This window comes from Nocardia sp. XZ_19_369 (assembly GCF_015355715.1).
Classification (GTDB): Bacteria; Actinomycetota; Actinomycetes; order Mycobacteriales; family Mycobacteriaceae; genus Nocardia.
Map to the genome: position 1 here is coordinate 100852 of NZ_JACVED010000012.1, position 12412 is coordinate 113263.

Sequence of the window (12412 nt, forward strand, 5' to 3'; positions counted from 1 at the left end):
CAGAGATGAGGATGCGAGATGGGCTCCACCGTCTATGCCGATCAGGCGCACGCGATCAACGCACGCGAGGTGACCTTCGACTTCGACACGGTGCCGATGCACTACATCCCCGGCGAGGTGATGGCGACCCACATCATCAACGTGATGCACCTGGTGTTACCCGAGGGCGAGCGGGCCATGGCGCAGGCACTGGCCGAGGCCCTGCCGCTGATCGACGACGAGCGGCTGCGCGAAGAAGTGCGCGGGTTCATCGGGCAGGAGGCCATGCACGCGAGTTCGCATGAGCTGGCCAGGAAACAACTCGAGCGGCTCGGCCTCGACGTGCGTTCGATGGTGGAACGCGTTGCGTGGCTTGTCGATCGGGTGCTCGGCGACCACGGGCTGTCCGGACGTGCCAAGCACGCGTGGCTGTGCGAGCGGCTGGCCCTGTTCGCCGGGATGGAGCACTACACCGCCGTCATCGGCGAATGGCTGCTGACCAACGACACTCTCGTGCGGAAGGGGATGCATCCGGCGATGCTGGATCTCATCCGCTGGCACGGCGCGGAAGAGGTCGAGCACCGCAGCGTGGTCTACGACGCGTACATGTATGTCGACGGTGGCTACGGCCGCAAGGCCAGGCAAGCGGTGATCGCGAGCACGGGATTGCTTGCGCTGTTCGTCATTTCAGGCGGCTACCTGTTCCACAAGGATCCCTCGCCGCGCAAGGGAAGATTCTGGCCACTACAGCTGGCCAGTGCCTCGGTGCGCGGCGTTGTGCCGAGCTTCACCACGTTCTTCACCGAGATTCCCCGTTACCTGCGGCCGGGTTTCCATCCGTCGCAGCTCGGGCCGATGGACAACGCGCTGCGCTACCTCGCCCAGTCGCCCGCGGCTCGGGCGGCCGTCGCATGACGGCCGTCGAGGAGGAGTATCGGCCGGGGCCGGGGCTGCGGATGATCGCGACGGTGGCCGACGCGTACAAGCGGGTCTTCGCCGAAGGGGATGCGGCGCAGCTGCTTTCGCGGCCGCAGCCGGTGCGGCACACCGGGTACGACTTCACAGTCGTCATCGATCGGATCGAGCAGGCCGCCGACGAAGTGGTCAGTGTGCTCTTGACCGATCCGGACGGCGGCCTGCTGCCCGCGTGGACGCCCGGCGCGCATCTGGACGTGTTCCTTCCGTCGGGGCGCCAGCGGCAATATTCGCTGACCAGCGATCCGGCCGATCGGCGGCAGTATCGAATTGCCGTGCGCTACATCGCGGATGGTGGCGGCGGATCGCGCGAGATCCACGAGCGGTTGCAGGTCGGTGACCGGTTGACCGTGCGTGGGCCGCGCAATGCCTTCCCGTTCATCGAGGCGCCGCAGTATCTGTTCGTCGCCGGTGGCATCGGGATCACGCCGATCCTGCCGATGGTCGCGGCGGCCGAGCGGGCCGGAACGCGTTGGCGGCTCATGTATCTGGGCCGCTCGCGCGCGCGGATGCCGTTCCTGTGTGAGCTGGCGTTGCTCACCGGTGGCGACGTGGTGGTCCGCCCGGACGACGAATTCGGCATGCCGGACCCGCGCATGATCTTCGAGCAGACACCGACCGGTGCCGCGGTATATGTCTGTGGCCCACCGCCATTGGCCGATGCGGCGCGCCAGGTGTTGTCGCTGCACGATCCGACGGCCTCGCTGCACACCGAGCGGTTCTCGCCGGTGCCGGTGCGCGATGGCGCGCCCTTCCGTATCCGGTTGCGCCGCAGCGGCACCGAGGTCGAGGTCGCGGCCGACGAGTCCGCGCTCGCCGCGATCCGGCGGCGGCTGCCCGGCGTCGCCTACTCGTGCCAGCAGGGGTTCTGCGGCACCTGCCGGGTCGGTGTGCTGGCGGGGGAGGTCGACCATCGGGACCGGTTCCTGGCGGACGGCGAGCGTGACCGCACCATGCTGACCTGCGTATCGCGTGCCCGCGGTACCGAACTCGACCTAGACCTGTGAACTCGGCGATCAACGTCGCTCGCCGAGTTCGCGGGTCAGCTACCCGCTGACCCGCAACCGTCCGTAGTCACGGCGCTGCCGGGAAGATACCCGGCAGCTGCAACGCGTATTCGAGATCGACGCGGGTGCCGAGCGTGGTCAGCAGCACGCGGATCATCGTGAGCCGTGCCGCGGCAACCGTTTCCGCGTCGGGCTCGGCCCCCGGCTCGGTGCCCGCGGAGATGCGATAGACCACGTACTCGCACACATGCAGTGCCGCATCGAGATCGAGCGGACTGGGGACGGGACGGCCGAGCTCGGTGAACGTCTCGCGGACCAGTCTGCGGATATCGTCGAGTGCCCGTTCCCGATACGCCGACACCGGCGAGGCCGGATCGTGCAGCTCGGCGAACAGCGGCCGCAGCATCGCACCGTGACCGCCCGCCCAGTCGAGGTAGGCGTCGATCAGCCGGATGCCGAGCTCGACGGGCTCGTCGGTGCCGGTCAGCGCCACCCGGATGCCCTCGACCAGGCCGTCGTTCGAGGTGTTCAGCAGCACGTGCAGCGGCTCGGTCGCGTTGCCGAAGTAGCGGTAGAAGGTCGGCCGGGCCAGCCCGGCCTGCTCGATGATCTGCGCGACGCTCAGCCCACGCGAGCCGTTGCGGGTGAACACCTCGGCGGTGGCGAGCACGATCCGGGCGCGCACCTCTTCGGCCTGCTCCTGCGTCTGCGGCGGCCTACCGCGCCGCGTGGTCGCCTCGGTCATCGCAGCACTCGGCAGACATGGTGCTGCTTCACAGCGAGCAGCCTGCCGGGTCTGTGTTCCATGACCAAGAGCTTGACACGAGGTGTGGCACGCCTATTAATCTAACACTAGTGTTCAGTTAAAGGCGGATGCGCGCACGGCTCGTCCGACCGTCCTATCGAGAGGGCCGACAATGACGACCGCCCCCCAGCTCGCCGCGGCAGACGCGTTGCCATCGTCGCTGGTCCAGTCCCTGCTCGACGGTGCGACCGCGGGCGGTGCGCCCTCGGTCGAGGTGTTCGCCCCCGCCACCGGGCAGAAGATCGCCGACCTGCCGCAGTCCTCGGTCGCCGATATCGACCGGGCGTTCGCGACGGCTCGCGCGGTGCAGCAGGAATGGGCGCGCCGCCCGATCCGGGAGCGGACCGCGGTGCTGCGCCGCTTCCACGACATCGTGCTCGCCGAGCAGGACACCATCCTCGACATCGTGCAGACCGAGACCGGTAAGTCTCGTGCGCACGCCTTCGACGAGGTCGGCGATGTGGCCGTCAACGCCAGGTACTACGCGCAGGTCGCCGCCAAACTGCTCGCCACCCGCAAGCCGCGCGGCGTGCTGCCGGTGCTCACCCAGGTCGACGTGCGGCACCGGCCCAAGGGTGTGGTCGCGGTGATCTCGCCGTGGAACTACCCGCTCGCGCTGGCCGCCTCCGACGCGCTGCCCGCCCTGGTCGCGGGCAACGCGGTGGTCGCGCGACCGGACAACCAGACCGCGCTCACCGCCCTGTGGGCGATCGACGCCGCCGAGCGGGCAGGCCTGCCGCGCGGCCTGTGGCAGGCGGTACTCGGGCGCGGCTCGGTGATCGGGCACGAGGTGATCGGGCGCGCGGACTACGTCGACTACACCGGTTCCAGCGCGACCGGCCGCACCATCGCCCAGCAGGCGGGGGAGCGGCTCATCGGCTACTCCCTCGAACTCGGCGGCAAGAACCCGCTGGTGGTGCTCGCCGACGCCGATGTGTCCCGGGCTGCCAAGATCGCGATCCGCGCCTGCTTCGCCTCGGCCGGGCAGCTGTGCGAGTCGATGGAGCGAATCTATGTGCACGACAAGGTGTATGACCAGTTCGTTGCCGAATTCATCGAGCACGTCAAGGGTATCGAGCTCGGCGGTGGCCTGAACTACGACAGCGACATGGGTTCGCTCACCTTCCCGCGCCAATTGGCCACGGTCCGTTCGCATGTCGAGGACGCGGTGGCCAAGGGCGCCACGGTGCTGGCCGGCGGGCGGGCGCGACCCGATCTCGGTCCGTACTTCTACGAGCCGACGGTGCTGAGCGGCGTGCGCCCCGGCATGACGGTGTACCGCGAGGAGACCTTCGGCCCGGTCGTCTCGATCTACCGGGTCGGCAGCGACGACGAGGCCGTCGAGCAGGCCAACGACACCGCGTACGGCCTCAACGCCAGCGTCTGGACCAAGGACATCGCCCGTGGGCGCGAGGTCGCGGCGCGGATCAACGCCGGTTCGGTGAACGTCAACGAGGGCTTCATCGCGGCCTGGGGCAGCGCCGACGCGCCGTCCGGCGGCCTCGGCATCTCCGGCACCGGGCGCAGGCACGGCGCCGAGGGCCTCCTCAAATACATCGACACCCAGACCATCGCGGTGCAGCGGATGCTGCCGATCGCGCCGCTGCCCGGCATGTCCGAGGAGCTGTGGGCCAAGACCATGACCTTCTACTTCGGCCTGATGAAAACACTGCGCCAGAAGTAACTTTCAGCGACATCGACAGGGATAGGGACGGATGAAACTCGACACGGTTGCGGGCAAGAAGGTTCTCGTCACGGGCGCCGCGATGGGCCTTGGCAAGCTGTTCGCCGAACGCGCGGTGCGCGAGGGCGCGGCCGCGGTGGTGCTGTGGGACATCAACGAGGTCGCGCTGAAGGAGACCGCCGCGGAGCTCACCGGTCTCGGCGGGACCATCCACCACTTCGTGGTCGACGTGTCCGCGCCCGCGGCCATCACCGAGGCGGCGGAGTCGGTGCGCGCCGAGGTCGGCACCATCGACATCCTGGTCAACAACGCGGGAATCGTCCGGGGCAACAACTACTTCTGGGAAACCGAGAACCGCGCCGACATCGAGAAGACGATGGCGATCAACGCGCACGCCCCCATGTACGTCACCCTCGAATTCCTGCCCGCCATGGTGGCCGGTTCGACCGAGGCCAGGGTGCTGACCATCGCCTCCTCCGCGGGGCTGGTCTCGAATCCGCGGATGAGCGTCTACGCGGCGTCCAAGTGGGCGGCGCTCGGCTGGTCCGACTCGGTGCGCATCGAACTGGAGCAGGCGGGCCACGACCACGTGAAGGTCACCACGGTCTGCCCGACCTACATCAACACCGGAATGTTCGACGGCGCAAAGGGTTTCCTGTTCACCCCGATCCTCGAGCAGGACGCCGTGGTCGACACCTCCTGGCGCGAGATGAAGAACGGCAACCCGCTGGTGATCCTGCCGTGGACCTCGCGCCTCAACAAGGCGCTGTCGGGGATCCTGCCGATCAAGTTGCGCGATCTGTTTCTCAACTCCGTCGGCGTCTACCACTCGATGGACGAGTTCACCGGTCGCAAGAAGTAAGCGGCCGCCGTCAGCAACTGTTCAGTAACGCGATGTCCTCGGGCCGGGATGAAGTCAGCACACGCCCGGCCCAAAAGATCGGGCATCGATTCTTGGAGCCGACCATGCGGACCAAGCGCAGCTGGACCTCGATGACGCTCTGCCTGACAGTAAGCACGGTTGCCGCGACGGCGGTCGCCCTGGCCACCCCGGCGAATGCCGCGACCAATGACCCCCTGTTCGGCAAGCAGTGGGGTCTCACCCAGATCAAGGCCACGCAGGCGTGGTCGACCAGTACCGGCGCCGGGGTCGTGATTGCGATCGTCGACTCCGGCGTCGACCTGGACCACCCGGATCTGCAAGGCAAGCTCGTCCCCGGCGCCACCTTCACCGGATGTCCCGACGGGCAGCGGCCGTGTGGCAACGGCGACTGGAAGGGGCCGGACGGCGTCGGCTCGACCATCGACGTGCACGGCACGCATGTCGCGGGGATCGCGGCCGCGGCGACCGGCAACGGCATCGGTATCGCCGGAGTCGCACCGGACGCGCAGATCATGCCGGTGAAGGTGGTCGAGAATATCGGCACCTATGAGGACATCGGCGAGGGCGTGCGCTGGGCGGTCGATCATGGCGCGGACGTCGTCAACCTGAGCTTGAGCGGGCTGCCCAACGACCAGTTGCTGGCCGTGGTCGGGATCGAAAAGCGGCTGTCCGATGCGATCGCCTACGCGGTGAGCAACGGCGTCGCGGTTGTCGCCGCGTCGGGCAACACTTCCCTTCCGCTGTGCCTGGATCCCGCGTTCACTCGCGACGTGATCTGTGTGGTCGGCACCGACCGACAAGAGCTCAAAGGCTGGTACTCACACTTCGGTCTCAAACCGGATCTGAAGATCGTCTCGGCTCCGGGTGGTGCGGGACTGATCAATTGCGATGACAACGTGTGGTCTTCGGTCCCGCGTGGGACCGGAACAGCAGGTACCTGCGGTCAAGCAGATTACGACGCTGTCGCCGGTACATCGATGGCAAGCCCCCACGTCGCGGGCGTCGCAGCGCTGCTGGCCGCGCAAGGACGGAGCGTGCCGGACATCTACAGCGCCATCCTTCGCACCGCGCGTACGCCATTCGTCCCCGGGCCGCCGCGTGGGGTGTACACCCCCTTGTACGGGTACGGCATCGTCGACGCCGCGGCAGCGGTCGCGGCATAGCGGATCGCCGGAACCCGGAAGCTACGCCCCGTCGGTTGGTCTGGTTCCGATGACGACGGTGGCGTAGTGCTCCTCGGATTCGGCGATCCGGCCTGCGAGTCCGTGCTCGGTGAGCACTGCGATCGCTGCGGGAGCCTGCTCCTCGCTGGACTCGACCAGCAGATGACCGCCCGGGGCGAGCCAGGATCGGGCGCCTTCGGCGACGCGGCGGAAGATGTTCAGGCCGTCGGGGCCGCCGTCGAGGGCGGTGCGCGGTTCGTGATCGCGGGCCTCCGGCGGCATGTGCGCGATCATCTCGGACGGGACGTAAGGGGTGTTGGCGAGCAGGATGTCGATGCAGCCGAGGAGTTCCTCGGGCAGTGGTTCGAAGAGGTCGCCCTGATAGACCGGCGCGCCGAGTGGGGTGAGGTTGCGGCGGGCGCAGTCGACGGCGACCGGGTCGATGTCGGCGGCGGCCAGCGTCACGACGGTGTGCTCGGCGGCCAGGAGGGTGGCCAGCGCCAGCCCCAAAGCGCCTGAGCCACAACACAGATCGACCACGACCGAATGCCGGTGCCGCGCTCGGGTCAAGCGAGCGGCCTCCTCCACCAGGAACGCGGTGCGCTGCCGCGGCACGAAAACGCCGGGGGCGACCGCGACCCGCAGCCCGTGGAACTCGGCCCAGCCGAGCAGATACTCCAGCGGCGTGCCATCGACCCGCCGGGCGACCAGGTCGTCGAGGTCCGCGCCGGTTTCCGCGGCGGCGGCGGTGAGCAGGCGGGCCTCGTCCTCGGCGAAAACGCAGCCCGCCGCGCGTAAGGACGCGACCACTTCTTCGGTTCTACCTGCTGCCATCACTCGGCCATCCTGCCGTGCCCGGACCGGACGCAGCCAGCGAATTTCCCCGTGATCTCGCTCGCCCGCCGGGGATCCGCACCCTCGTGCGGACCCCGGGCGCGGGCGTACTCAGCGCGAAGTAGCCAATTCGAAGGTGCGCGTGGCATCGAGATAGATGCCGCGCTGCGACTGCCTGGCCGGCGGCGGCAACTGGGAGACCAGCTGCTCCAGCGAGGTGGTCGCGCCGACCACGGTGGTGCCCGCCACGATGAAGTCGGCGACGGCGCGCCGGATGTGGTTGGGCGAGGTGACGACCACCGCGCTCGTCGCGCCGACATCGCGCAGCAGCTTGGTGCTGAACAGCGCGTTCTGCACGGTCGACCCCGCGCGACCCTCCACGTGGATCCGGTTCGGGGGCACGCCGTGGCCGATCAGCCAGCCTGCCATCGCGTCCGCCTCGGTGATGCCGTTCTGCGGATTACCGCCGGTCACCACGATGGGGGACAGGGGCGAGGCGATCGACTGCAGCCAGGCCGCGGTCAACCGGTTCACCAGTTCGGGGCGCAGCGCGCCGTCCGGCAGTAGGCCGTAGCCGAGCACAACGATGCCGGTCTGCGGTCCGACCAACGCAGGCAACGGATTCGGCAACGTGCCGACGGCTGCGGCGATGGCGTTGAGCACGTGGTTGGTGCCCGCCGCCTTGCCCGGGTCTACGGCGTTGAGCCGCGCCATCGCGTCGGCGAGTGCGGGCAGGTCACCCGCGTAGTGCGACCAGATGGCCTGTAGCGACAGCGCGTCGGCGTCGGCGGGGTCGGCGCCGATCAGGGCACGCAGGTCGGCGCGTCCGGCGACGTCGTTGCCGTCGGTGAAGTTGCGCTGGGCGGAGTTGTAGAGGTCGTCGGTCACGTCGGCCTGGGCCGGGGCGCCGGCCAGGCCGGTGAGGGTGATGGCCGCGAACAACGCCGCGGCTAGCTGTTTCGAGTGCCTCGAGATCTTCACTACAGTCGACACCTTTCCGCGAAAATGCTGTGTGATCGGCGAGCTGGACGATCGGCAAGAAACGGGTCTGGCACGTGCTGGCAGTTAGCCATGGGCAAGCAGGGATCACGATACGGCGGGGTGATCTGGAAATCGCGTATTAGCCGGGCGGATTCTGCGGCTTATTTCCGGCATCGGGACAAACCGGGCGGGCTGCGACACAGGACCTAGGCGCAGTCGCGGCGGGCCGCGCGGCCCCGGATAAGGTATGACAGCGTGGATACCGTTTCGCTGACCGGCAAGGAACTCGCCGCCGCCATCAACGCCGACACCAAGCAGCGCGCCGCCGCACGCACCGAGGCGGGCGCCGCGCCGCGCCTTGCCCTGATCGTGGCGACCGACGACCCGGCCAGCGCCTGGTACGTGAACTCGCTGCGCAAGGCCGCCGAGCGTCTCGGAATCGCCTGCGACACCGTGGATCTCGGCGCCGACGCGAGCGCGGACACGATCCGCGCGGAGCTCGCGGCGCGCAGTGCGGACAGCGCGACCGATGCGATCATGCTCCAGACACCGCTGCCCGCGGGCATCTCCCTCGACGACGTGAGCTCCGCGATCGTCGCGACCAAGGACGTCGACGGCGTGAGCCCGCTCTCGCTCGGCCTGCTCGCCTCCGGGCTGGACGGCTTCGTGCCCGCCACCGCCGAGGCGGTGGTGGAGTTGCTGAAGCAGCATGAAATCCCGCTCGAAGGTCGGCATGTCGCGGTCGTCGGCCGCTCGAACATCGTCGGCAAGCCGCTGGCCCAGCTGCTGCTCGCCGAGAACGCCACGGTCACCGTCTGCCACTCACGGACCACCGACCTGCCCGCGGTCACCTCGGCCGCCGACATCGTGGTCGCCGCGGCGGGGCGCATCGGCCTGGTCACCGGTAAGCACGTGCGCGAGGGTGCGGTGGTCATCGACGTCGGCACCAATGAGGCCGCCGACGGCGGCATCGTCGGCGATGTCGAGGCGGAGTCGGTGCGCGGCAAGGCCGCCGCCCTCAGCCCGGTGCCCGGCGGTATCGGGCCCGTCACCACCGCGCTGCTCATGCGGCACGTCGTCGTTGCCGCGGAGAACGCGAGCAACTGACAGACCGCGGCATCGCAGGCTTACGGCCGGTCCGGGAACTTCCCGGGCCGGCCGTCGCCGTTTTCCTCGACACGTCGGCGAAAGTCTTGTGCGCCGCGTCACAGCATGAGTAGCATGCCACTCACCAAGTGAGACATGCTACTGATCTAGGTGGCATGCCATCACAGCTGGCTCTGTGCTGTGGAGGAAAGAGATGGAACGTTCGATTCCCCAAGTCGAGGGGGACGTGCTGCAGGCGAACACAATCCGGAAGATCACCCGCCGGATAGTTCCGTTGCTGATGATCGGCTACATCGTGAGCTACATCGATCGGATCAACATCAGCTTCGCCAAGTTCGGCATGGAGGAGACGTTCGGCATGACCGCGACCCAGTACGGGTTCGCGGCGGGCATCTTCTTCGTCGGTTATGTGCTGGCGGAGGTGCCGAGCAATATCGTCATGAACAAGGTCGGCGCCCGGATCTGGCTCAGCCGAATCCTGGTGACCTGGGGCATCATCGCCACGCTGACCGCGTTCGCGACGAGCGTCGAGATGGTCTACGTGCTGCGCTTCCTGCTCGGCGTCGCGGAGGCGGGCTTCTTTCCCGGCATCCTGGTGTATCTCACCCGCTGGTACCCGAATGCCCAACGCGCCAAGGTGATCTCGACGGTGATGGTGGCCATCCCGGTGGCCAGCGTGCTGGGCAGTCCGCTCAACGGCTGGATACTCGACACCTTCGACGGCGCACTGGGTTTGGACGGCTGGCGTTGGGTGTTCATCGTCGGCGGCCTGCCCGCAGTGCTGCTCGGCGGCGTCTTCTTCGTCGCGCTCACCGAAACGCCAAGGGAGGCAAAATGGCTCAGCGAGGCCGAGCGGACCTGGTTGGTCGAGACCTTGGCGGCCGAGAACGCGGAACGCGCGCGCACGGCACCCGCCGGTCATCTGGCGGCGCTGCGGAACAAGCGGGTGCTCGCGCTGTGCCTGGCCTACTTCCTGGTGCTGTGCGGTGCGTATCCGCTGGCCTACTGGATGCCGACAGTGGTCAAGGAAGTCGGTGACGGGCTGAGCAGCACCCAGATCGGCTGGTTGTCGGCGGTGCCGTTCCTGCTGGCCGCCATCGGGATGTACGCCACCGGCCGGCTCGTCCGAGCCGAGGGATCGTCGCGGCCGGTGCTGGTCGCGCTGGGCATCTCGGTGGTCGCGTTCAGCATCACGGCGTTCGCGTTCGGGTCGCCGCTGCTGGCGTTCGCCGCGATCACGGTGGCCACGATGGCCGCGCAGACCGCGAAACCCCTGTTCTGGTCGGTGCCGACGGCCTATCTAGCGGGCGCGGGCGCGGCCAGCGGTATCGCGCTGATCAATTCGCTCGGCAACGCGGCCGGGTTCGTCAGCCCGTATGCGTTCGGCTGGATCAAGGACTTCTCCGGCGGGCGCACCGGTTTCGCCATCGCCGTGATGATCATGGCCAACGTCGGCGCGTTGCTCGTGATCGGTGCGATCGCCGCGCGGTCCAGGCCACGACGCGCCTCGTCGGTAGAGCCTGTCTGAGCGACTATGCTGGGGAATCGCCCGGGGACGGTGTGCCACGGGCGATTTCCCGTTGCTCTCGGTCGTGAAGAGGTGCCTTGTCGCAGGATGCGGTAGACAGCAAGTCCGAGCAGATCGCTGCCGAGATCAGGGACGCGATCCGGCAGGGGCGGCTCGAGCGCGGCATCCTGTATTCGTCCCGTGAGCTGGGCGAGCGGTTCGGCGCCTCGCGGACGCCGGTGCGTGAAGCGCTGTTGAAGCTGGCCGATCTGGGCCTGGTCAAGATCGAACGCAACCGCGGCGCCAGGGTGCTCGGGCAGGACGGGCGCGGCATCGTCGACCTGTGCAGCCTGCGGGTGCTGTTGGAACCGCCCGCCTGCCGCAGTGCCGCCGCCGTGATGACCAGCCGCGACGACGAAGCCATGCTCGCCGAGTATCGGATCATGGAACGCACCGCCGACGGCGGCGCCGAATACTTCGCCGCCGACGAGCGGCTGCACGAACTGATCCTGCAGGCCAGCGGTAATCGCAGGCTGGCCAAGGTGGTCAACGAGTTGCGGCAGACGCTGGCCCTGGACGGCAGGCACAGCGTGCCGCGGTATCAGACGGTGGACACCGCGCTGAAAGACCACTGGGACATCGTCGATGCGCTGCGCAAGCGCGATGGTGTCGGTGCCGAGCGCGCGATGCGCAAACATCTGGTGCGCTCGGGCGATCTGCTCGTCGCGCACAGCAGCGACGACAACCGCGGCCTGGTCGCGGAGTGGCGGCGGTGGGTCTCGGTGTCCGTCCCCGAGGGCGACCAAGTCATCTACTGACAGTCCCGTCCGAATCCTGATCGGTGTCACGCCTTTTTGAGTGTTGCATGCTACTCACGTTGAGTAGTATGTTGCAGACACCAAAGAGGCTGCGTTCGAGCAGCCGGTCCGGCGAAGGGACATTCGGTGAATTCCAACTCGTATGCGGCGTCCGTCGCCAGCGGCATCTGGGCGGCGGAGGTCGATCTGGTCGGTTATGTGCCATCGGTGAGCGTGGCACCCGTCATCACGGCGCTGGTCGATACCAGCGGGGGTGCCGCAGGCAGCTCCGAGCGGGTGTTCCCGCTCTCCAGGGAAGAGGAAGCGGCCGGGCTGATCGGCGCGCTGCCGCTGACCGGCAAGCTCGGCGCAATCGTCATGCAGGACAACGGTTTCGGTAACGCGCTGACGGCTCTGACCACGTTCAACGTGGCCTACCACCTGCCCATGCTGATCGTGGCGAACACCCGCGGCGGGCTCGGTGAGTACAACTCGATGATCCACACATTCAGCCAGCACGTGCCCCGCATGCTCGAACAGTTCGGGATTCCGTTCTTCGAACTCGACCGGCGCAGTGGGCCTGCGGACTGGGCGGCGGTGGTCACCGAGGCGGGTGTGCACGCGCGCATGACATTTCGGCCGGTGGTGGTGCTCGCACACTTCTGGGCGACCGACGGCAAGGCGGCCTGA

The 12412-nt window shown here is 68.1% G+C and carries 12 protein-coding genes; 9 read left to right on the forward strand and 3 right to left on the reverse strand.

From position 1 onward, the window contains the following. The first annotated feature begins 18 nt into the window (after nucleotides 1-18). Together IBX18_RS36675 and IBX18_RS36680 are read left to right on the forward strand one after the other, a co-directional pair. Nucleotides 19-894: a metal-dependent hydrolase gene (locus tag IBX18_RS36675; protein ID WP_194838042.1), complete on the forward strand. Its 876-nt coding sequence runs from the start codon at nucleotides 19-21 to the stop codon at nucleotides 892-894. After that, nucleotides 891-1961, forward strand: coding sequence for a PDR/VanB family oxidoreductase (locus IBX18_RS36680; RefSeq protein WP_194838043.1), 1071 nt, complete (start codon nucleotides 891-893; stop codon nucleotides 1959-1961). The genes IBX18_RS36675 and IBX18_RS36680 overlap by 4 nt, the downstream gene beginning before the upstream one ends. A 67-nt stretch (nucleotides 1962-2028) precedes the next feature. Here the strand turns inward: IBX18_RS36680 and IBX18_RS36685 are convergent, their stop codons facing one another. Continuing rightward, nucleotides 2029-2706 (reverse strand): TetR/AcrR family transcriptional regulator, encoded by a 678-nt coding sequence (locus IBX18_RS36685; RefSeq protein WP_194838044.1) that lies wholly within the window; start codon nucleotides 2704-2706, stop codon nucleotides 2029-2031. Nucleotides 2707-2878: 172 nt separating this feature from the next. Between IBX18_RS36685 and IBX18_RS36690 the strand changes: the two genes are divergently transcribed. The 3 genes from IBX18_RS36690 (at nucleotide 2879) to IBX18_RS36700 (ending at nucleotide 6496) form a co-directional block, all read left to right on the forward strand. After that, complete coding sequence (locus IBX18_RS36690; RefSeq protein ID WP_194838045.1) at nucleotides 2879-4450, forward strand: succinic semialdehyde dehydrogenase; 1572 nt, start codon at nucleotides 2879-2881, stop codon at nucleotides 4448-4450. A gap of 31 nt (nucleotides 4451-4481) precedes the next feature. Beyond that, on the forward strand, nucleotides 4482-5312 hold the full coding sequence (locus IBX18_RS36695) for an SDR family NAD(P)-dependent oxidoreductase (RefSeq protein WP_135231875.1): 831 nt from the start codon (nucleotides 4482-4484) through the stop codon (nucleotides 5310-5312). Nucleotides 5313-5416: 104 nt separating this feature from the next. Continuing rightward, entirely contained in the window at nucleotides 5417-6496 is a 1080-nt protein-coding gene (locus IBX18_RS36700; protein WP_194838046.1) for a S8 family serine peptidase, read from the forward strand. A 21-nt stretch (nucleotides 6497-6517) separates the two neighbouring features. On the opposite strand, the gene IBX18_RS36705 is transcribed toward IBX18_RS36700, so the two are convergent. Together IBX18_RS36705 and IBX18_RS36710 are read right to left on the reverse strand one after the other, a co-directional pair. Then, nucleotides 6518-7330, reverse strand: coding sequence for a putative protein N(5)-glutamine methyltransferase (locus IBX18_RS36705; RefSeq protein ID WP_194838047.1), 813 nt, complete (start codon nucleotides 7328-7330; stop codon nucleotides 6518-6520). A 111-nt stretch (nucleotides 7331-7441) separates the two neighbouring features. Beyond that, a complete protein-coding gene (locus tag IBX18_RS36710; protein ID WP_147143663.1) occupies nucleotides 7442-8311 on the reverse strand; it encodes a YdcF family protein in 870 nt (289 codons plus the stop codon). A 255-nt stretch (nucleotides 8312-8566) separates the two neighbouring features. On the opposite strand from IBX18_RS36710, the gene IBX18_RS36715 reads away from it, so the two are divergent. The 4 genes from IBX18_RS36715 (at nucleotide 8567) to IBX18_RS36730 (ending at nucleotide 12412) form a co-directional block, all read left to right on the forward strand. Further along, entirely contained in the window at nucleotides 8567-9418 is an 852-nt protein-coding gene (locus tag IBX18_RS36715) for a bifunctional 5,10-methylenetetrahydrofolate dehydrogenase/5,10-methenyltetrahydrofolate cyclohydrolase (protein ID WP_194838048.1), read from the forward strand. A 193-nt stretch (nucleotides 9419-9611) separates the two neighbouring features. Continuing rightward, the gene (locus tag IBX18_RS36720; protein ID WP_194838049.1) at nucleotides 9612-10946 is read left to right on the forward strand and encodes an MFS transporter; all 1335 of its coding nucleotides are present in this window, start codon (nucleotides 9612-9614) and stop codon (nucleotides 10944-10946) included. Nucleotides 10947-11023: 77 nt separating this feature from the next. Then, entirely contained in the window at nucleotides 11024-11743 is a 720-nt protein-coding gene (locus IBX18_RS36725; RefSeq protein WP_194838050.1) for a GntR family transcriptional regulator, read from the forward strand. A 126-nt stretch (nucleotides 11744-11869) separates the two neighbouring features. Further along, entirely contained in the window at nucleotides 11870-12412 is a 543-nt protein-coding gene (locus IBX18_RS36730; protein ID WP_194838051.1) for a thiamine pyrophosphate-binding protein, read from the forward strand.